Consider the following 20,980-nt stretch of genomic DNA (forward strand, 5'->3'; position numbering starts at 1 on the left):
CCCGTTACCGCGATCAGGCGATCGCTTCCTGGTAACGGCGCTCGACTTCGTTCCAGTCGATGACGTTGAAGAACGCGCCGATGTACTCCGGACGACGGTTCTGGTACTTCAGGTAGTACGCGTGTTCCCACACGTCCAGGCCGAGGATGGGGGTGTTGCCTTCCATCAGCGGGCTGTCCTGGTTGCCGGTGCTCTCGACCACAACCTTCTTGTCCGGGGTCACGCTCAGCCACGCCCAGCCACTGCCGAAACGGGTCAGCGCCGCCTTGGTGAAGGCGTCCTTGAACTTGTCGAAGCCGCCCAGGTCCTTGTCGATGGCCTTGGCCACGTCGCCCACCGGGTTGCCGCCAGCATTCGGAGCCATCACGGTCCAGAACAGCGAGTGGTTGGCATGGCCGCCACCATTGTTGCGCACCGGACCCTGCAGGTTCTCCGGCAGCGACTTGAGCTTCTTCACCAGTTCTTCGACCGGCAGGTCAGCGTACTCGGTGCCTTCCAGCGCCGCGTTGACGTTGTTGATGTAGGTCTGGTGATGCTTGGTGTGATGGATTTCCATCGTCGCCGCATCGATATGCGGTTCCAGCGCGTCGTAGGCGTAGGACAGCTTGGGCAGGGTATAGGCCATGATGCACCTCCTGATTGCGAGGGCACCCGACGGTGTCGGGCGTTGCGCGGTGAATGATGGGGACAGACCGCCAGATTACCAAGGGGGATGTAAAGGAAATTGCGTCCTGCCAGTGAGCATGACGGCAATTGTTACGCAGCAGTGACGCGACGGCGTCCTCATGCACCGTGCAGCGCACAGGCGCTACAGTGCCCGCACCACCCTCGCCCGCCCTGCCCATGCGCAACCCCCGGCTGCTGATCACCGCCATCGCCCTGCTGCTGCTCGGCCTGGTCGCCAACCATTTCATGCAGCGCCCGCCGACGCCGCAGTTCGCGCCGGACCTGCAGGGTGCGCCTGCCGCGCGCGCGCCGGCCACGGCCGCAATCGGTAACGACAACGGCCTGCCCGCATTCCTGCCCGCCGAAGCCCGGCAGACCATCGCCCTGATCCAGCGTGGCGGCCCGTTCCCGCACCGCCAGGACGGCAGCACCTTCGGCAACCGCGAACAGCAGCTGCCGCAGCGCCCGCGCGGCTACTACCGCGAATACACCGTCGACACCCCCGGTGCGCGTACCCGCGGCACGCGCCGCATCGTCACCGGTGGCGATCCGCCGGAGGCGTGGTACTACACCGACGACCACTACGCATCGTTCCGCAGCTTCACCGTACCGGCCCAGGGAGCGCAGTGATGAGCCACGATGATTTCGGCCTCGGCCTGCATGACATCAACAATGCCGGCGTCTACGCCATCGACAGCGACGACATCGGCGCACTGGCCGCGGCGATGCGCGATGCCGGGCTGAAGGTGATCCGCATCGACCTGGAAGGCGTGGCCGACAAGCGCACCCTGCTGGCCCGGCTGGCCGCGCAACTGGATTTCCCTGCCGGCTTCGGCGGCAACTGGGATGCGCTGTCGGACAACCTGCGCGACCTGCAGTGGCTGCCGGCCAACGGCTACGCGCTGTTCCTGGCCGACGTGGACACGTTGCGCGCCTCCACGCAGAAGGATTTCGATACTCTGCTGGACGTGATGGACGAAGCCAGCCGCGACTGGGTCGGCCGTGACGTACCGTTCTGGGTGTTCCTGTCGCAGAGCGCGTGAGGTCGATGCCCTGGTAGATGCCGACCTTGGTCGGCGCACGTGCTCCGGTAGATGCCGACCTTGGTCGGCGCACGTGCTCCGGTAGATGCCGACCTTGGTCGGCGCTTCTGTGCCAACCAAGGTTGGCACCTACCAAAGCGCGGGCCGGCCAGCAGGTCGGCCGAGACGTGCCGTTCTGGGTGTTTCTGTCGCAGAGCGCGTGAGGTCGATGCCCTGGTAGATGCCGACCTTGGTCGGCGCTTCTGTGCCAACCAAGGTTGGCACCTACCAAAGTGCGAGCCGGCCAGTGGGTTGGCGGAGACGTGCCGTTCTGGGTGTTTCTGTCGCAGAGCGCGTGAGGTCACCACCCAGGTAGAGGCCGCCCCTGGTCGGCGCACGTGCATCCGGTAGATGCCGACCTTGGTCGGCGCTTCTGTGCCAACCAAGGTTGGCACCTACCCAAGCGCGCCAGCATGGCCGTCACATCCCGCGATGGGTCCATCGAAAAGCCCCCTTGTTGTTCAAGGGGGCGCGCCAACGGCGCGAGGACAAGGAAACATGCGTGGACAACGGGAGCCGTTAGCGGCTCCCGTTGTCTTCCTGCAGCTCTTTCTTGAACGGGATGTCCGGCGGCGGTCGTGCCACCGCCGGCTGGTCCTGCATGTTGGGGTTGGTCAGGCCACAGCCACCACCGGCCTGCAGGATCGAGATCACGCAGGAGATCTTCGTGCTGGTACCCGGCAATGGAATCTCCATCGCCTTGACGCCCTTGCGCACCCATTCGGCCAGCAGCGATTCCTGCGGCACCCAGTACTTGTCGAACGAAGTGGGCGTGTAGTCGTACGGCGGTCGCTTCAGCCAGGTGCCCGATTGCGCGATGCGTTCCTTGCTCCAGCCGTCGTTGGCGCCACCTGGCGCACCGCGCTCGGCACGCCCCTCGCCTTCCTGGCCCGGCACGCGGACGCTGCCATCGGCATTGAACAGGCCACTGCCCTTGCCGCTGGTACTGGCCTGGCGGGCGCCCTTGTCGGCGCCGTCCTGGTTGCGGCTCGATGCCCCCCAGTCATCGCCCTTGGCGGGCGTGGCCCAGTTGCCCGGATTGGGGGCCGGGCGCGCTCCGGCCTGGGCCGGGGTCGTGCTGGATGCAGCAGGCCGCGCGGCGCTGCTGCTCGCCTGCGTCGCGCTGCCATTGGCCGCCGGCGCGGGCGTTGCCACGGGTGCATTGCCACTGGAAGACGAAGGGGCTGCCACCGGTGCCGAGGCTACTTCGCGCTCGCGCACCTGTACGTCACGACCCGCCGGCGCATGCACTGCCGGTTCGCGACCGGCGACGGTCGCCATCCGCACCTGCGGATCGACCACCGCCTGCACTTCACGCTCGCGCACCTGTACGTCGCGCTGCGGCACGCGCACCTGCACATCGGCCGTGCGCAGTGGCTGCGACACCGCCAGTGCATCGACCGTACTGACTTCGCGCTCCTGCACCGGGATGTCACGCAGCTGCGGCGTCCGCACCGCGATCTGCGGCGCACGCATCGCGGTTGGGGTTGGCGGCGCCTGCACCGGCTGCACGCTGCGCTCGCGCACCGTGGGCGTGGTGTCACGCGGCACGATGCTGACCTCGGTGCGCGGCACGCTGACCGGCGGCACCACGAAATCCGTGCTGGCCTGCGCCACTTCGGTGGCCTGCACCGGCGACGGTGGCGGGGCCGCAAGCGGGGCCGGCTCGGCTTCGGCCGGCGGCGACGGCGCGCTGGCTGCCGGTGCTGGAGCCGGTGCAGGCGCAGGCGCCGACGCGGCCACAGGACGCGGCTCAGGTGCAGTCGCGGCCCCTGCTGCCTGGCCGGCGGCAACCTGGCCGGCCGGTGCAGCCGCAGCCGCCTCGGCACCCGGCTGATCGCCTCCGCCCTCCTGCGAGGCGCGGCCGACGAATTCCACCTGCATGCGCTCGCCTTCGGCGCCCTCTGCTTCCGGTGCCGTGGTGCGGATCACCGCAACCCACAGCAGCAGCATGAAGAACAGCAGGTGCAGCAGCGCGCTGGCCAACGCCGAGGTCCAGCGCATCCAGCGCTGATCGCGCGGCGCAGCGTCCCAGTCCTGCCAGAACAACCGGCGCAGCGCCTGCCACGGCGACAGCCGGGGTGATTGGCCCGGCGGTCCAGGCAGCGGGCGCGGCAGCAATACCGCAATCACTTCGCGGGCGTGGAACGGCCGCGGCAGCGGGCCCAGCGAGCGCAGCCACAGCGCCCAGCCATAGGGCAGGCGCGTGGACTTCTCGAGGACGGCGCGTGGCTGCTGGCGGGCCAGCAGCAGTTCGATGAGTTGCTCGGCCCGGGTCAGAGGCACGCGTCAGCGGTCAGGCGACGTTGCCGCGCGGGATATACGGCGCGTGGCCGCTGTCATGGTCGGTCGCGTCGCGCACGGCGGTCACGCCCGGCACGCGGCCCATCAGGGTCTTCTCGATGCCCTGCTTGAGCGTCACGTCGGCCATGCCACAGCCCTGGCAGCCACCACCGAAGCGAAGCAGCACCACGCCGTCGGACGAGACTTCCTGCACGGCCACCTTGCCGCCATGCGAGGCCAGCTGCGGATTGACTTCGTTTTCCACCACCCAGTGCACGCGCTCGACCAGCGAAGCGGCATCGCCGGGGGCCTCGCCCTTGATGCGCGGCGCCTTGATGGTCAACTGCTGGGTACCGGCGGTGCCGGCGACGATGTCGATCTCGGCGCCATCGAGCCAGCCGACGCTGCTCGCATCGACGTAGAGGGTGAAGCCATCGCAGTCCACCGCCCACTCGTCACCGAGCAGGTCGGTCGGTTCGGCGAACTCCAGCCGGGCATCGGCGCGCGGGGTGCCGGGCTCGACCGCACTCAAGCGCACGCCCATGCCGGGCACGCCCTCGCGTTCGATCAGCTTGCGGAAATGGGTCTGGGCAGTGTCGGAGATCTGGATCATCAGGCTATTCTAGCCAAGTAAGCGTCAACCGCTCATTCGGTTTATACACCGTCCGGCGCATTGTTCAGTCAACACGAGGTGGAGATTCCCATGGCCGACCTGATTCCACTGGCCCAGGCCCGTTGCGTGCCGCGCAAAGGCAGCGATCACAAGCTTGGCGAAGCCCGCCTGGCCGAACTGCTGCCGCAGATTCCCGGCTGGGAGCTGAGCGAGGGCGGCCAGGCCCTGTCGCGCACCTTCCGCTTCAAGGACTACTACGCCACCATGGCCTTCGTGAACGCGCTGGCCTGGATCGCCCATCGCGAGGACCACCATCCGGACCTGGGCGTGCACTACGATCGCGCGGTCGTGCGCTTCTCCACCCACGATGTGGGCGGCCTGAGCGAGAACGACTTCATCTGTGCGGCGAAGACTTCGGCCCTGACGGAGCAACTGCCATGAACGTACGTTTGCTGAGCCTGTCCCTGATCGCTGCGACCGGCCTGGCCGGCTGTGGCGCGTCCGAACCAGCGGCACCACCACCGCCGCCGCCCACCGAAGTGGCTGCGGTGAAGACACCGCCGCCGCAGTACCCGCTTGAGCTGGCCTGCATGGGTGTGGGCGGCACCAGCACCTTCAAGGTGACCATCGGCACCGATGGCAAGCCGAGCGAAGTGGCTCTGCTGACCGGCGCCGGCAACCCCCAGCTGGACGAGCTGGCCAGGACCGCCGTACAGGGCTGGCAGTTCAATGCCGCCACCCGCAACGGCCAGCCGGTGCCGGCCACGATCCAGGTGCCGGTGAGCTTCAACCCGCCGCAGCCGAAGCCGGACCAGTGCTTCGCCATCGAAGAACGCCTGCGCCGCGGCGGCTGATCGCGCGCGCCCCGACGAGGCCAGCCGACGCCCGCCTCGCCCTCCCCGCCCCGGGTTCATCCGGGGCGGTTGTCTGTTGACCAGGACCGCGTCGGTACATGCTGCAGATTCCCCCCGAAAATGTCTGGATCGCACTGGCGGTCACCCTCGCGGCCGGCCTGGCCACCGCCATCGGCAGCCTGCTGGTGCTGTTCTCGCGCCGCCCCAACCCGCGCCTGCTGGCCTTTGGCCTGGCCTTCGCCGGCGGCGCGATGGTCTATGTGTCGCTGTCGGAGATCCTCAACAAGTCCATTGCCTCGTTCGCACTGGCCTATGGCGAGCGCACCGGCTTCACCTACGGCACTCTGGCCTTCCTGCTGGGCGTGATCGTGATCGTGCTGATCGACCACTTCATCCCCAACCCGCATGACAGCCTGGACAAGCAGGACCCGGCGTTCCGCGAGAACAGCCGCGAGTACCTGAAGCGGGTTGCCCTGCTGACCTCGATCGCGATCACCGCGCACAACTTCCCGGAAGGGTTGGCAACCTTCTTTGCCACGCTGGAGAGTCCGTCGGTCGGCATGCCGCTGGCCTTCGCCATCGCCATCCACAACATTCCCGAGGGCATCGCCATTGCGGTGCCGGTGTACTTCGCCACCCAGAACAAGTTCTACGCGTTCAGTGCCAGCCTTCTGTCCGGCCTGGCCGAACCGGTGGGTGCGGCGCTGGGCTACTGGCTGCTGTCCGGATCACTGTCGCACGCCACCTTCGGCTGGGTGTTCGGGCTGATCGCCGGCGTGATGGTGTTCCTGGCGCTGGATGAACTGCTGCCGGCGGCCAAGCGCTATGCCAAGGGCCACGAGACGGTTTACGGGCTGGTGGCAGGCATGGGCACGCTGGCGATCAGCCTGGTGCTGTTCAAGTGGTGAGGGGTTTGCGGCCAACGGGCTGAGCCCCCTCGCGGCTGGTAGGTCCCGCAGCATCGAGAGGTCACGGGCGGGGGCGGCTTGCAGGGGACGCCGTGAATCCATCCATGGAGGCTTGGCCGCCGCATCCATGCGGCGGACACCCCTGCAAGCCGCCCCCGCCCGTGCCCCGTCATTTTTCTGTGCGTGCCAGCCACGCGATGAAAGAATAAGAAAGCGAAGCCCGCGCTGCGCGCGCGAGTCGAGCGTCGCTCGACTCTACAAAGGCTACGTGCGGATATGGGTCTACGCTGCGGCTGTCTGGTCCGCCTTGTAGCTAGCCGAGCACCGCAGGTCCGGCGAGGGTGAAGAGGCGCGGGTGTCTGAGCGCAGCGAGTTCCGCGCCGCCCCTCGGCGGACCGAGGAGCGCAGGGCACCGGCGCGCAGCGCCGGCTCGCGGATGGCGGCGTGTTTCTTTGGTTACTTTCTTTGCACGAGCAAAGAAAGTGACAAGCCCACTCATCGCAGGGAAGCGACGGCGCCGACCAAGCACCCGGCGCCGCCGAACCGCCGTCAGCGCAGCCGGTCCAGCGCCTCGACCAACTCATCGGCCAGCGGCGCGTTCAGCACGTACGGGCTCTTGCCGTCGTCCAGCGCGAACTCCAGCGAGGCCGCGTGCAGGAACAGACGCTTCAGCCCGATCTGCTCACGAAGCCGCTTGTTGGCCGCAGGATCGCCGTATTTGTCGTCACCGGCCACCGGATGCCCCAGATGCTGGGCATGCACGCGGATCTGGTGGGTACGGCCGGTCTCGATGCGGACTTCGCAGTAGGAATGACCACCGCGACGCTCCAGCACACGGAAGTGGCTGATCGATTCCTTGCCGATCGCATTGACCTGCACATGGCGCTCGCCGCCCTGGCGCAGGCCCACGTGCAGCGGCGCATCGACCGTCATCACGCCGTCCGGCATGCGCCCGGCCAGCAGGGTCAGGTAGCGCTTGCGGATGCCGGCGCCGTGATCTTCACGCAGCAGCGCCTGCAGTTCGCTCAGCGCGGAGCGCTTCTTGGCCACGATCAGCAGGCCCGAGGTGTCTCGATCCAACCGGTGGACCAGCTCGAGGGTCTGGCCCGGGCGCAGGGCCCGCAGGGTCTCGATGGCACCGAAACTGATGCCGCTGCCGCCATGGCTGGCCACGCCAGTGGGCTTGTTCAGGGCCAGCAGGCGGGCATCCTCGAAGACGATGGCCTGCTCCAGGCGGCGCATGAACGCCTCCGGCGGACCGGCCTTGTCTCCCTCTTCGGTGAGACGGACCGGCGGCACGCGCACCTCATCACCCGCCTCGAGCTTGCGTTCGGCCTTGGCGCGGCCACCATTCACCCGTACCTGGCCGCTGCGCACCAGCTTGTAGACCAGGCTGCGCGGGGCACCCTTCAGCTGGCCGAGCAGGAAGTTGTCCAGGCGCTGGCCGGCACGGTCGGCGGGAACGGTGATCATGCGCACGGAAGGCTTGTCGCCAGCGGGTTTGGTGGGGTCTTGGGCAGTCATCAGGCTGTTTATTCTGTTACACTCGGGGGGCGAGATAAGGGATTGATTTCGTTGGAAGTTACTCAGGGCCAGAAGCCCAGCTTCCGACGAATCCGGCACAGTGCGCGACCACCGCCCGCGGGGCGGCCATGTTAGCGGCTCACCGGCCTTCCCGGCCATCGCCGGATGCCTGACACGCAACCGTGCTGAACATGTCCCGCGTGGCGCTCCAGCCTGGCTGACAGCTGCCTGCGGCCTGTAACACCCCAAAACCCATAAGAGTGAAGCGCTCCCGCGGCCTGCCGTGGTGTCGTAGCGCTGGAAACCCAAGCCGCCCTCCCCGCGCTTGCGCGAATGGGCGGCGAACCGTGTCCAGAGGCGAAACCCCATGGCGTTCCGCGCGGTAGCCGCTTGCGAGGAACGCAACAATGAAGCGAATGCTGATCAACGCCACGCAGGCTGAAGAGCTGCGTGTTGCCATCGTGGATGGCCAGTCGTTGTATGACATCGACATCGAGCAGCCGTCGAAGGAACAGAAGAAGTCCAACATCTACAAGGGCCGGATCTTCCGCATCGAGCCCTCGCTGGAAGCGGCCTTCGTTGAATACGGTGGCGGCCGCCATGGCTTCCTGCCGCTGAAGGAAATCTCCCGCGATTACTTCCAGGCCGGTGTCGACCACAACAAGGCCGGCATCCGCGAACTGCTGAAGGAAGGCCAGGAGATCGTTGTCCAGGTCGACAAGGAAGAGCGTGGCAACAAGGGCGCCGCCCTGACCACGTTCATCTCGCTGGCCGGCCGCTACATGGTGCTGATGCCGAACTCGCCCAGCGCCGGCGGTGTCTCCCGTCGCATCGAGGGCGAAGACCGGGCCGCCCTGAAGGACGCCCTGGACAAGCTGAACATCCCCGACGACATGGGCGTGATCATCCGTACCGCCGGCGTCGGCCGCGATGCGGAAGAGCTGCAGTGGGATCTGGATTACCTGCTCAACGTCTGGCGCGCCATCGCCGAAGCCGCATTGAGCAAGCCGGCCCCGTTCCTGATCTACCAGGAATCGCGCCTGATCGTGCGCGCCCTGCGTGACTACCTGCGCGCCGACATCGGCGAGATCCTGGTGGACACCGAGGAGATGTACGAGCACGCCCGCGAGTTCATGCAGCAGGTGATGCCGCAGACCCTGCGCAAGCTCAAGCATTACAAGGACGACATCCCGCTGTTCAACCGCTTCCAGATCGAATCGCAGATCGAAGGCGCCTACGAGCGCAACGTGCGCCTGCCGTCGGGCGGCTCGATCGTGGTCGACCAGACCGAAGCGCTGACCGCCGTCGACGTGAACTCCTCGCGCGCCACCAAGGGCAGCGACATCGAGGACACCGCCTTCCAGACCAACCTGGAAGCGGCCGAGGAAGTGGCCCGCCAGCTGCGCCTGCGTGACCTGGGCGGCCTGGTGGTGATCGACTTCATCGACATGGCCTCCAACAAGCACCAGCGCGAAGTCGAGAACCGCCTCGCCAACGCGCTGAAGTACGACCGCGCGCGCGTGCAGGTCGGCCGCATCTCGCGCTTCGGCCTGCTGGAAATGAGCCGCCAGCGCCTGCGCCCGAGCCTGGGCGAGTCCAGCCAGATCGTCTGCCCGCGTTGTGACGGCCACGGCCGCATGCGCAGCGTCGAGTCGCTGTCGCTGTCGATCATCCGCGTGGCTGAAGAGCATGCGATGAAGGAGAACACCGGGCAGGTGCTGGTGCAGGCCCCGGTGGAGATCGCCAATTACCTGCTGAACGAAAAGCGCAGCGCCCTGCGTGAGATCGAGCAGCGCCACGAGGCGCCGATCGTGATCGTCGCCGACGAGCAGCTGCACACCCCGCACTACACCGTCACCCGCCTGCGTGAGAACGAGCTGGGTGAAGAGAGCAACAAGCCCAGCTACCAGCGCGGCACCCCGCGCAAGCTGCCGGTGCACGCCCTGACCAAGGGCCAGTTGAACATCCCGCCGCCGGCCGTGACCCAGGTCAAGCACACCTCCCCCGCTCCGGTGCGCGAGGAAGTGGAGCCGGCCGCAGCGGCACCGGCCCCGGTCGTGGCAGCGCCGGTTGCAGCGGCCCCGAGCGGCGGCGTGATCGGTTGGCTCAAGCGCGTGTTCGGTGGCGAACCGGCGCCGACACCGGCACCGGCGGCTCCGGTCGCCCGCCAGCAGCAGGACGGCGGCCGCAAGGACCGCAACAAGGATCGCAACAAGGACCGCAAGGACCGTCGCGACGACAACCGCGGCAACGGCGGCAACGGCAACGCGCAGCAGCAGAAGGACGGCGGCAACCGCAAGGAGCGCGGTGAGCAGCGCAGCAAGGACGGCCGCAACGGTAACAACGGCAATGCCCAGCAGCAGCCGCAGCAGGGCAAGCAGAAGGAGCCGCAGCAGAAGGATGGCCAGCACCAGCCGCAGCAGCAGAACAAGCCGCGCAACGAGCAGCAGGGCCAGAACCCGCAGCAGCCGAAGCTGAAGCAGCCGAAGCAGCCGCGCCCGCAGCAGGACGGTGACAAGCCGGCCGAGAAGCCGCAGCGCAACGCCGCCGAGGCACCGGCCGAAGCCGTGACCGCGGCTGCAGCCGTGGCCGCCACGGCGGTCGCCACCAATACGGTGACCGCGCAGGAAGCGACCGCGCCGGTTGCTCCGGTGGCCGCCGCTCCGGCCGAAGCCGCAGCACCGGTCGACACCACTGCCAACGCCGCCAGCGAGACCGAGGTGGTTGCGGTTGCCGGTGAAGAGGCTGCAACCGACGCCAATGGCGAGCAGACCGGCGAAGGTGCGACCCGCCGTCGTCGCGGCCGTCGCGGTGGCCGTCGCCGTCGTCGCGGTGGCGCCGAGAACGCCGCCGGCAGCGACGCTCTGGGCGATGACCAGGACGATGGTGACGACGGTGACGACGCCGACGGCGCCGAGCCGAGCGTCGACAGCACTGCCGGCACTGCGCCGGTCGCTGCTGCGCAGCCGGCCCGTTCGCAGCCGGAGTTCGACTTCGATGACGAAGCCGAACCGGCCGCTGCCGATGCCGCGAAACCGGTCCGTGCTGCCGCCGCTGTTGCCGCCGCACCGGTTGCCGTGGTGAGCAGCGCTGTGGTCGAAGCCGCCGCCCCGGTCGTGGCTGAAGTGCAGGCCCCGGTCGAAGCTGCTGCGAAGACCGAAGCGGTGTCCTCGCCGGTGCAGACCAGCATGCTCGATGCCATCGACGCGGCGACCCCGGCCCAGCCGGTAGCCGCTGCCGCGCCGGTGACCGAAGCCATTGCGCCGGTGACCGAAGCAAAGCCGGTCGCAGTTGCAGCCGCCCCGGTGGTTGAAGCCGCTCCGGTGATCGAAGCGAAGCCGGCGGCGGTCGAGGATGCGCCGGTGGTTGAAGCCAAGCCGGTGGCGGTCAAGGCTGCGCCGGTCGTTGAAGCCAAGCCAGAGATCGTTGAAGCCGCTGCGGCAGTTGAAGCCAAGCCGGTGGCCGTTGAGGCCGCGCCGGTGGTTGAAGCCACGCCGGTCGTCGAGCCCGTCGTGGCCGCCGAACAGCCGGTCGCTCCGGTGGCGGTGGAAGCCGCGCCGATCGAGGCCGCTGCCCCGGTCGCCGAAGCGGTGGTGACGCCGTCGATCGACCCGGTCGCCGATGGCCATGCCGACGCTGCGGCCCAGGCTGCAGAAGCCAAGACCGATGAAGAAGACGAAGAGGCCGCCAAGCGCACGCCGCCGGCGAACTGATCGCTCCTTGATCGCGTGAAAACGAAACGGCGGGGATCAATGATCCCCGCCGTTTTTGTGTGTGCGTTTGGCGCTGGCTTCGCTTTGGTAGAAGCCAACCTTGGTTGGCGCCGTTGATTGAGTGCACGTGGACACGCACGCGCCAACCAAGGTTGGCACCCACCAGGGCACACCCCGCGCACGGTCACTGCTTTGGTAGAGGCCAACCTTGGTTGGCGCCGTTGATTGAGTGCACGCAGACACGTCCGTGCCAACCAAGGTTGGCACCCACCAGGGCACACCCCGCGCACGGTCACTGCTTTGGTAGAGGCCAACCTTGGTTGGCGCCGTTGATTCAGTGCACGCGGACACGTTCGTGCCAACCAAGGTTGGCACCTACCGGAGCCTGCTCCGTCAGGGCTTCGGTGCGAACTGCAACCGGGTCCACACGCCGTAGTGGTCCGAGGCCCAGCGTCCGCTGTCATCGGGCTGGTCGAACAGCAGCTTCGCCTCGCGCGCGACCATCTCGTCCTGCTGGAAGAAGATGTGGTCGATCCGCGACGGCGCCTGGTAATAGTGGCGGTTGAGCGTACTGACCCCGGACAGGTCGGTGTTGACGTGCACGCTGCCGTAGCTGTCGCCGTAGTGGCTGCGCAGCTCGCTCAGGTCGGCGGCATCCACCAGCGCATTGAAGTCGCCCGCGATCACCACCGGCGCACCGGCCGACGTCGTAGTGATGAAGCGCAGCAGGTCCTCGACCTGGGTGCGACGGATGCGCTGCCCACTCTCATCGCTGCGCTCGTTCAGATGCGTGGCGTAGACGTTCACCGGCGTGCCGTCGACGTCGATGCGCAGGTGAGCCACGGTGCGGTAGTCGTCCAACGGCAGCAGCAGATGATCACCACGGGCGAGGATCGGCCGCCGGGTCAGCAGCGCATTGCCGTAGCGCTTGGGTGCCCCGACCGGATCGGTGGACACGAACACGTACTTGTAGCCGAGTTGGCTGGCCAGCCATTGCGCCTGGTTTCGCACGTTGCGGCGCTGGATCACCTCCTGCAGGGCAACCGCATCCGGCTGCAGGCGCTTGAGCTCGGCCAGGATGGTGCGGCGCCGGCTCGGCCAGTCTTCGCGGTCATGATGCAGGTTGAAGGTGACCATGCTCATACCCGCTGCGCTGGCAACGTCGGGCGCCGCGTTCGCGGCAGCCGGCTCGGCCGCCATCACCGCGCCCGGCACTGCCAATGCAATTGCCAGCCCCAGGGCACGCACCGACGTGCGCACCCTTGCCCCCTGTTGCTTCATCGTTACTGCCCCTTGCGTTCGGCGCGGCGCACTGCGCTCGGTATGTCGATCTCAACCCGCGCCGGCAGCTGGTGCACGTGCAGTTCCTTGTTGACCCACTCGGCTGCTTCGCCGTTGATACTCGCCTCGCCCGGATCACCGGCGTATGGCCACGGCAACACCACGCCTCCCACCGGTGGCACCAGGCCCGGCTGCACCTCCAGCACCAGCTGCTTGTCGCTGCGCTGCAGGCGGTAGTTGAGCTGGCCCTGCGGCGTGCGCAGGCCTTGCACGGCGATGCCCTCGCCCTGCAACCACGCGGTCGGTACGCCGGCGGCCAGCACCAGTGACTCGTCCATGTCGCGGTTGTAGGCGAACATGTCCAAAGCCGAGCGCACGAAGTCCGAAGCCACCCAGGCGTGTGGCAGGTCGCCAACAAAGAACGGCTTCCGCGGCGTACGCGAAACCACCTCGGCCCACTGGTTCCAGGCCTGCGGTACGCGGTCCTTGAAGAAGAACTCGGTCGCCTGCCAAGCGCGATCGCGCCAGCCCAGGCGCACGAACGCAGCCACGTTGCGCCATTCGTAGGGCGTGTAGTCCTTCCACTCGCGCTTGCCGTCGCGACGGGCAACGAACTCGTTCCAGTAGCGTTCGAAGGTGGCCTCCAGCGCCTGCTGCGGCAACCTGCCCTGTTCGCCGCCCGGGGCCAGCGCGATGGTCGTCGACGTCGCGTCGAAGTCACCCAGCTCGGCCGAGCCCGGCAGGTAGTCGATGTTGTGCTGCTGCATCGCGGACAGCAGCGAGGCCTGCAGATCATCCCGGAACTGGTCGCGCGACTCGGCGATCTGCATCGCCTCGACCTTGCCCAGCTGGGTCGACAGCAGGGCCGCGTCCTTGTAGCCGCGCAGTGCCCAGAAATTGTCCCAGTACGAGTGCATCGGCTTGGCCGAATAGCCTTCGTGGCTGATCGAGGCCGGCATCATGCCGTAGAAGGCCGGGTTGCGTGCCCGGTTCTCCTCGGTGCGCTCGCTGGCGCGCAGCTGCTCCATGTAGCCGTAGGCGCCCTGCACATGCGGCCACATCAGCTCGGTGAAAGTGCTGTCGCCGGTGTAGCGCCCGTACTCGGCGATGCTGTAGATCAACTCGCCATGGCTGTCGTTCTCCGGCACCGGGTCGCTGCCGCGGGCATCGACGCAGCACGGCACCTTGCCGTTCTCGAACTGATACGGCGCATACCAGTTGATGTAGTCGCGCACCGCATCACTGCGGCCCATGCGCAGCAGGCCCTCGGAAATCATCGCGCCATCGCGGATCCAGCTGCGCGCATACGAACGCGTGCCCGGCTGCAGGCGTGGGCCGACGCGCGAGATCAGCATGTGCGCGACCGCGGTGCGCAGGGTATCCACCAGCGCCTGGCCCGCAGCCGGCACCTGCAGCGAGACCACGCCCAGCTTCTTGCGCCACTGCTCGGCCACCTGCGCCTGCGCCTTGGCCACGTCCAGCGCCTGCGGTGCCCAGCCACCGGTCTGTGGCAGCACCACCGCCACTTCACGGCTCTGGCCGGGCTCCAGCTTGATCGTGTACATCAGCGCACCCGACGCCATGCCGGTGCTGTCCTTCACCGCTGTGGTCGCCGGGTATGTGCCGCTTTCCAGATGCATCGCATCAAGCTTGCCGTCGAACGTACTGGCAAAGCGCGCGTCCGGCACCTGCAGCGGGTAGATGCGCGGCTCACCGTTGACCCGCACCAGCTGCTCACCCACATCCAGTGCATCGATGCGGCTGAAACCACCGACGGTGTTGAGGAACTGGGTGGGCGGGTTGACCTGCCACGGGCGGATCGCCAGCGCCAGGGTGTACTCGTGCGCGACCTTGTCCGGATTGCTCAGACGGTAGCGGCCGATCAGCTGCGCGCGCTCCGGCGTACCCTGCACGAAGCTGGTCACTGCCAGGCCGACCTTCTCATGCACCCAGTCGACGTTGGCGATCGGCAGGTAGTGATCCTGCAGCGACTGGGTGATGGCCACCTTCGACCAGTCCAGCAGCTTGCCATCGAGGCGGATGAACGGCTCGATGCTGAAGCTGCCCTTGGCCGGCTCCAGTGCGCCATCCTCGCTGATCAATGCCTGTTCCTGGCCACCATCAAGGCCGAGCAGGGTCCAGTACGGCTGCTCGCCCACATAGGCACGAGGCAGCGAGCCCCGTGGCAGGTCGGCGGCGACCGAGGACAGGAATGCGTTCGGGGTGGAAGCAAAGGCCAGCGGCTTGAGCGCGATGTCGCGGATGCCGTAGCGCCAGTTCGGGCCGTCCTGCAGATCGAAGCGCACGTAGCGCGCATCGGTGTCCGGCAGCGCCAGCCAGTCGCGGCCACCGGCACCACTGGTGACTTCGCGCACGGTGCGCCAGTCGCGGCCATCCTCGGAGGTGCGCACGGTGTAGCGGCGGGCTTCCAGGTTCGGCAGCCAGTCGATCACCGCACCACCGATCTCGCGGCTCTTGTGCAGGTCCAGGCTGATGGTCTGCTGCTTGACGCCACCGCTGATCCAGAACGTATCGCTCTTGCCGTCGATCATGCGGTCCTGCAGCGCGGTGGCGGTATCGGCGATCACCGACGGCACCAGCGCCGAGTCATCCTGGGCTGGCAGGCCCTGCAGGGTCAGCTTGTCGAAGCACACCGTGCCGCGGCCGCCGACCTTGCTGTAGATCGTGAACTCGACCGCAGCGCTGCGTGCCATCTCCTTCTCGGGAGACGGCCCCCACGCCTTGTCGATCTGGCGACGGCGATACTCGACCGGCGTCCACGCCTTGGGGAAACTGTAGCCGGGACGATTGACCCACCAGACGTTGTCGCCGCTGGCATCGATCAGCTTGAACTGCAGGTCGTTGCCCGGTGAATCACCGCGCAGCTGGAAACCGAAACGGTAATTGACCGGGTAGTCGATGTTCAGCGCGCGGCGGATGCCGACGTAACCGGAGACATCGTGGAAGTCATAGTCCAGGCACAGCGCGCGGCCACCACCGGCGCCGCTGACCGGTCGCAGCGATCCGCTGACCTGGTCGGACAGCACCAGCTTCCAGGCTGCGATGTCGTCGAAGTCGTCCAGCACCTTCGGTGCCGGCAGCGCCGGTGGTGCGGCGATCGCCAGGGAGGTCCACAACAGGCCCAGTCCAACGGCGATCGCTCGCTTCATCCTTTGACGCTCCCCAGCAACAGACCTTGGATGTAGTACCGCTGCAGCACCAGGAACAGCGCCAGCACCGGAACCACGGTGACCACCGCGCCGGCCATCATCATTTCCACGTCCATGATGTGCTCGCGCGAGAGGGTGGCCAGCGCCACCGGCAAAGTGTAGTGCTCCTGGTCGGTCAACACGATCAACGGCCACATGAAATCGTTCCATGCGCCCATGAAGGTGAAGATCGCCAGGGTCACCAGCACCGGCTTGAGCATCGGCAGCACGATCTGGAAGAAGATCCGCAGCTCCCCTGCCCCGTCGATGCGGGCCGCTTCCAGCAGTTCGTCCGGAATGGAACGCGCGTACTGGCGCACCAGGAAGATGCCGAACACGCTGGCCAGCGCCGGCACGATCACGCCGCCGAAACTGTTGACCAGACCGAGCTGCTTCATCAGCAGGAACAGCGGCAGCATCGCCACCTGGGCCGGAATCACCAGCGCCGCCATCAGCACCTGGAACAGGCGCTCGCGGCCGACGAAGTTCAGCTTGGCGAAGGCATAGCCGGCCATGGTGTTGAGCAGCAGCGAACCCAGGGTGATGCCGACCGACACCAGCAGGCTGTTGGCGAAGTTGCCGCCCATGCCGGTGCGCGCGAACAACTCATGGTAGTTGCGCGTGGTGATGCTGGATGGCAGCAGCGGTGGCGGGAAATGGGTCGCCTCGCCCTGCGGCATGAACGAAACCGAGAGCATCCACAGCAGCGGTGCCAGGCTGACCAGGGCCAGCACCAGCAACGCACCATTGATCAACCACGGGTACCAGCGCGACTGGCCGATTTCACGACTCATACCAACTGCCTCTTGCGGCCGAAACGCAGCATCACGGTGGTCACCGCCAGGATGATCAGGAACAGCAGGAACGCCACCGCGGAGGCGCGTCCCAGGTTCCACCACTTGAAGCCTTCCTCGAACATGAAATACAGCACGCTGACGGTGCTCTGCAGCGGGTCGCCGCGGGTCATCACGTAGGGTTCGGCGAACAGCTGGAAGTAGCCGGACACGGTGATCACGCCGACCACCAGCAGCACCGGGCCGAGCATCGGCAGGGTGATGTGCAGGAACTGCTTCCAGCGCGAGGCACCGTCGATGCGGGCGGCCTCGTACAGGTCATGCGGGATGGCCTGCAGGCCGGCCAGGAAGATCACCATGTTGTAGCCGAAGTTCTTCCACACTGCGAACAGCATGATGGTCGGCATCGCCCAGTTGGGATCACCCAGCCAGTCGATCGGGCTGATGCCCAGGTGGCCCAGGCCGTAGTTCACCAGGCCGTAGCTGGTATGGAACAGGTAGCGCCAGATCACCGCCACTGCCACCAGTGTGGTCACCACCGGCGCGAACAGCGCGGTGCGGAACAGCGCCTTGAAACGCGCGGCCGGTGCATTCAGCAGCATGGCTGCGCCCAGCGACACGCCGATCGACAACGGCACGCCGATCAACACGAAGTAGGTGGTGTTCCACAGCGACTTCCAGAACATCGGCGTCTGCAGCAGATCGATGTAGTTGCCGAGGCCGACGAAGCGCAGGTTGCTGCTGTCGGCCAAGGCATACAGGTCGAAATCGGTCACGCTCAGCGCCAGCGCCGAGGCGACCGGCAGGCCGAAGAACATGCCCAGCACGATCAGCGAGGGACCGGCGAAAACCCAGCCGGCAAGCGAGGTACGTTTCATTGCGCGCTCCCGGCGGCCACGGCACTGCTCGATTGCGGCGACGGCACGCGCTGCTGCAGGCGTTGTTGTTCATGCATCCAGCGGCGCTTGGCCAACACCTTGTCCACGCGCTGGTCCAGCTCTTCCACGGCCTTGTCCTGCGCCAGGCCACCACGCACCACCTTCTCGGTGACGATGCGCATTTCCTGCACGATGCGCTCCCACTCAAGCACCTTCGGCGTCGGCTTGACCCGCTCCAGCTGGTCACGGAACGCAGCGGCCAGCGGATCGTTGGCCAGCGACGGCGCGTTCCAGGTACTGCGGCGCGGCGGCAGGTCGCCGATGATCGAATGGAAGCGCGCCTGGATTTCGGGTCGCGACAGGAACTCGATCAGCTTCCACGACGCCTCCTTCTGCTGCGACTTGCGGAAGATCACCAGGCTGGTACCACCGGCAATACCGGCGCCCGGGCCGTCCGGACCCGGCAGCGCGGCCGTACCCCACTGCCCTTCCAGTTCCTTCGGCTGCAGCTTCTTGAACTCGCGGATGTTCCACGGGCCGGAAATGTAGAACACGTTGAAGCCGCGGAAGAACTCATCCCAGACGTTGGAGATCTGCGTCTCGGACATCTTCGGCGCCCAGCCCTGCTCGAACATGTTGGCGTAGAAGGCCAGCGTGCGACGGAAGCCCGGGCTGGCGAAATTGCCGCGGGTGTCGTCGTCGCGCAGCAGCGGATCAGGCTGCTGCAGTGCCAGCGAAAGCTGCTGCTCGAACTCGTTGATCGGCATCAGCACCGCATAGCGGTTCGGGCCCTGCATGCGCTTGATCGCCGCCATCTGCTCGTCCCACTCCTGCCAGGTGCGCGGCGGGTGGTCGTAGCCGGCCTTGGCCAGCAGGTCCTTGCGGTAGTAGATCAGGCGGGTATCGACATACCACGGCACGCCTACCAGTTCGCCGTGGATCACATTGGTATCCCAGATGCCCTGGAAATAGTCCTTCGGGTCGACCACGGACGAACGCTGCACGAACGGCTGCAGCGGCGTCAGCGCGTCCAGTTCGGCGAACTCCGGCACCCAGGTGTTGCCCAGCTGGCACACGTCCGGCAGGCCGTCGGCGGCGAACGCGGTCAGCAGCTTCTCGTGCGCGGCGGTCCACGGAATGTTCTGCACATCCACCTTGATGCCCGGATTCTCGGCCTCGAATTCATGGATCAGCTCGCTGACCACCTCCGCCTCGCGTCCCATCGCCCAGAAGCGCACGGTGGTGGTGCCCGGTTCGGTACGGGCGCAGCCGGCCACGGCCAATACGGCCAGGGCAGGCAGCGCCCAGCGGCGCAGGCGGTCGATCCAGTTCGGCATCGGGTTACTTGCCCTGGCCTGTATTGCGGTTGGCATTGTTCTTCTGTTCCTGCGCGGCAGCCGCGCGTGATTCGGCGATACCCACCGCGCGTGCCGCCGCGGCCTTTTCGTCCTTCTGCAGTTCCAGCGGCTGGAACGAACCTTCCGGTGCCAGCCAGCCACCGCTGAACCCGGCCCGTTCCAGGCCCTTGCGGATGTACGGGTTCTTCTTCATCACTTCCCAGACGAAGTCATCGCGGTAGTTGGCGATCATGGTCAGGATCGGGCCCTGGTCGATGGCGATGTAATCGCTGGCGACCCAGCCGCGATCCGGCACCAGGCGGCCGGTCTTGATCGGGATGTCGTAGTTGAAGCTGGGGTTGAACGAATCCAGGAAACCGTAGCTGGAATAGATGTAGTCGCCGTAGCGCTTGTGCATTTCCAGCGTGGCCGGGATCACCTGCTCGGGCGCGAACACCACCGAGGCGATCGCGGCGGTGGGGGCAATGGTGCCGTCATCGAAGTTCTCGCGCAGGCCGGCGCCGCGCGAGGAGTAGTGGCGGAACTGGCGCTGCTCGCCGCGGTACTCCTGGGTGGTGTTCTGCGGGCCGTCGCTGGCGGTGAGGCCCCATACGTTCTCGCCATAGTCCTTCCACTGCATCGGGTTGGCGATGGCGTACTCGCGCTGGGCCAGCGCAGCCGAGCGGCTGTTGAGGAAGTAGGTGCTGCCGCGCTCGCGCATGTACGCGTCCTGGATATCGCGGAAGTCGATCCAGACATGGCTGTACTGGTGGCCGAACAGCGGGCCGAAGGACAGGTATTCCTGGCCCTGGTAGACGCCCCAGTCGTTGTCGTAGGTGCGCGTCCACACTGTCCACGCATCCGGGCTGACCGGGTGCGTCGGCGACCCCAGGGCGAGGATGTAGACCATCATCGCCTCGTTGTAGCCCATCCAGTCGTGGTCGATGAAGCCGCTCTCCGGGAACCAGCCCATCGAGATCAGCGGCGCACGCTGCTGCAGCCACGGCCAGTCGACCTTCTTGTACAACGTGTCGGCGATCTGGCGGATCTCCTTCTCGCGCGGATCGTCACCGTCGTAGTACGACTGCGCGAACAGCACGCCCATCATCAACAGCGCGGTATCCACCGAGGACAGTTCAACCCAGCTGTCGTAGCGACGCCCTTCCTGCATGTCCAGGAAGTGGTAGTAGAAACCCTTGTAGCCGGCCTTGCCGGTGCGCTGCGGGCCCATCGGCACGTCGCGGAAGAACTTCAGCGTGGTCAGGGTGCGGTCGATCGCCTGGTTGCGGCTGACCCAGCCGTTCTCGATGCCGATCGGATAGGCGGTCAGCGCGAAGCCGACCGAGGCGATGCTGGCGAACGGTCGCGACGGATAGCGGTCCGGGGTCAGGCCGTTGATCTCGTTGGTGGTATCCCAGAAGAACTGGAAGGTACGCCGCTCGATGTCATCGAACAGCGGCGGCAGCACCGGCTTCATCGGCCGCGGCGGTGCGTCGGCCTCGATCAGGATCACCGGCGGCCGCGGCTTGGCAGGTTCCTGCTGGGCCGGCTGGCAGGCGGCCACGGCCAGGCTCAACGCTGCGGCGGACAACAGATGGCGTGCCTGCATGGCGCGATTTCTCCGGTGGTCTGATCGATGGGAAAGCATACCGTCCAATGATCTGAAATCGTTTACAAGATGCGTTCTGAAAAAACCACGAAAAACGTGGTTTGACACCGCGATCATTGCCCATGCCGCTGCCGCCTGGCCCGCAGCGGCATGGGCAATGGACCGGCACGGGGCCGGCCATTGCCTTTTTTCTTCCTGCCGATGCCGCCGGCGAACCGGCGGCATCGGG

General features: G+C 66.8%; 16 protein-coding genes. 6 read left to right on the forward strand and 10 right to left on the reverse strand.

The annotated features are described in order from the left end of the window. Positions 1-13 precede the first annotated feature (13 nt). Positions 14-625: a superoxide dismutase gene (locus ACZK3J_RS15215; protein WP_005410310.1), complete on the reverse strand. Its 612-nt coding sequence runs from the start codon at positions 623-625 to the stop codon at positions 14-16. A 218-nt stretch (positions 626-843) separates the two neighbouring features. Between ACZK3J_RS15215 and ACZK3J_RS15220 the strand changes: the two genes are divergently transcribed. Further along, a complete protein-coding gene (locus tag ACZK3J_RS15220) occupies positions 844-1,296 on the forward strand; it encodes a guanyl-specific ribonuclease (protein ID WP_414578533.1) in 453 nt (150 codons plus the stop codon). Next, positions 1,296-1,709, forward strand: a complete 414-nt coding sequence (locus tag ACZK3J_RS15225; protein WP_032129660.1) for a barstar family protein — start codon at positions 1,296-1,298, stop codon at positions 1,707-1,709. The genes ACZK3J_RS15220 and ACZK3J_RS15225 overlap by 1 nt, the downstream gene beginning before the upstream one ends. Before the next feature lie 558 nt (positions 1,710-2,267). On the opposite strand, the gene ACZK3J_RS15230 is transcribed toward ACZK3J_RS15225, so the two are convergent. Both ACZK3J_RS15230 and ACZK3J_RS15235 read right to left on the reverse strand, forming a co-directional pair. Further along, positions 2,268-4,034: a hypothetical protein gene (locus ACZK3J_RS15230; protein ID WP_478476041.1), complete on the reverse strand. Its 1,767-nt coding sequence runs from the start codon at positions 4,032-4,034 to the stop codon at positions 2,268-2,270. A 10-nt stretch (positions 4,035-4,044) separates the two neighbouring features. Then, positions 4,045-4,644 (reverse strand): NfuA family Fe-S biogenesis protein, encoded by a 600-nt coding sequence (locus tag ACZK3J_RS15235; protein WP_032129662.1) that lies wholly within the window; start codon positions 4,642-4,644, stop codon positions 4,045-4,047. A gap of 90 nt (positions 4,645-4,734) precedes the next feature. Here ACZK3J_RS15235 and ACZK3J_RS15240 point away from each other — a divergent pair, with 90 nt between their 5' ends. The 3 genes from ACZK3J_RS15240 to zupT all read left to right on the forward strand — a co-directional run bounded on the left by ACZK3J_RS15240 (position 4,735) and on the right by zupT (position 6,406). Further along, positions 4,735-5,085, forward strand: a complete 351-nt coding sequence (locus ACZK3J_RS15240) for a 4a-hydroxytetrahydrobiopterin dehydratase (RefSeq protein WP_006456031.1) — start codon at positions 4,735-4,737, stop codon at positions 5,083-5,085. Further along, positions 5,082-5,498 carry an energy transducer TonB gene (locus ACZK3J_RS15245; protein WP_032129663.1) on the forward strand — a complete coding sequence of 139 codons (417 nt, stop codon included), beginning with the start codon at positions 5,082-5,084 and terminating at the stop codon, positions 5,496-5,498. The genes ACZK3J_RS15240 and ACZK3J_RS15245 overlap by 4 nt, the downstream gene beginning before the upstream one ends. A 98-nt stretch (positions 5,499-5,596) precedes the next feature. Then, positions 5,597-6,406, forward strand: a complete 810-nt coding sequence (gene zupT, locus ACZK3J_RS15250) for a zinc transporter ZupT (RefSeq protein ID WP_006456115.1) — start codon at positions 5,597-5,599, stop codon at positions 6,404-6,406. Positions 6,407-6,955: 549 nt separating this feature from the next. Here the strand turns inward: zupT and ACZK3J_RS15255 are convergent. Beyond that, positions 6,956-7,930, reverse strand: a complete 975-nt coding sequence (locus ACZK3J_RS15255; protein ID WP_478476042.1) for an RluA family pseudouridine synthase — start codon at positions 7,928-7,930, stop codon at positions 6,956-6,958. Between the two features lie 407 nt (positions 7,931-8,337). Between ACZK3J_RS15255 and ACZK3J_RS15260 the strand changes: the two genes are divergently transcribed. Then, positions 8,338-11,643, forward strand: a complete 3,306-nt coding sequence (locus tag ACZK3J_RS15260; protein WP_414578571.1) for an Rne/Rng family ribonuclease — start codon at positions 8,338-8,340, stop codon at positions 11,641-11,643. A gap of 393 nt (positions 11,644-12,036) precedes the next feature. On the opposite strand, the gene ACZK3J_RS15265 is transcribed toward ACZK3J_RS15260, so the two are convergent. From ACZK3J_RS15265 to ACZK3J_RS15290, 6 genes are read right to left on the reverse strand one after another with little or no spacing between them, the layout of a single operon-like run. Continuing rightward, entirely contained in the window at positions 12,037-12,924 is an 888-nt protein-coding gene (locus tag ACZK3J_RS15265; protein ID WP_478476043.1) for an endonuclease/exonuclease/phosphatase family protein, read from the reverse strand. 2 nt (positions 12,925-12,926) lie between these two features. Further along, positions 12,927-16,094 (reverse strand): discoidin domain-containing protein, encoded by a 3,168-nt coding sequence (locus ACZK3J_RS15270; protein ID WP_478476044.1) that lies wholly within the window; start codon positions 16,092-16,094, stop codon positions 12,927-12,929. Next, positions 16,091-16,927, reverse strand: a complete 837-nt coding sequence (locus tag ACZK3J_RS15275; protein WP_006378064.1) for a carbohydrate ABC transporter permease — start codon at positions 16,925-16,927, stop codon at positions 16,091-16,093. The genes ACZK3J_RS15270 and ACZK3J_RS15275 overlap by 4 nt, the downstream gene beginning before the upstream one ends. Beyond that, positions 16,924-17,805: a carbohydrate ABC transporter permease gene (locus ACZK3J_RS15280; protein WP_032129770.1), complete on the reverse strand. Its 882-nt coding sequence runs from the start codon at positions 17,803-17,805 to the stop codon at positions 16,924-16,926. Before ACZK3J_RS15280 ends, ACZK3J_RS15275 begins: the two co-directional genes overlap by 4 nt. Then, positions 17,802-19,142: a sugar ABC transporter substrate-binding protein gene (locus tag ACZK3J_RS15285; protein WP_032129771.1), complete on the reverse strand. Its 1,341-nt coding sequence runs from the start codon at positions 19,140-19,142 to the stop codon at positions 17,802-17,804. Before ACZK3J_RS15285 ends, ACZK3J_RS15280 begins: the two co-directional genes overlap by 4 nt. Before the next feature lie 4 nt (positions 19,143-19,146). After that, entirely contained in the window at positions 19,147-20,751 is a 1,605-nt protein-coding gene (locus ACZK3J_RS15290) for a glucoamylase family protein (protein WP_032129772.1), read from the reverse strand. Between the last annotated feature and the right edge of the window lie 229 nt (positions 20,752-20,980).

It is taken from the genome of Stenotrophomonas sp. 86428_Sma (assembly GCF_056481585.1).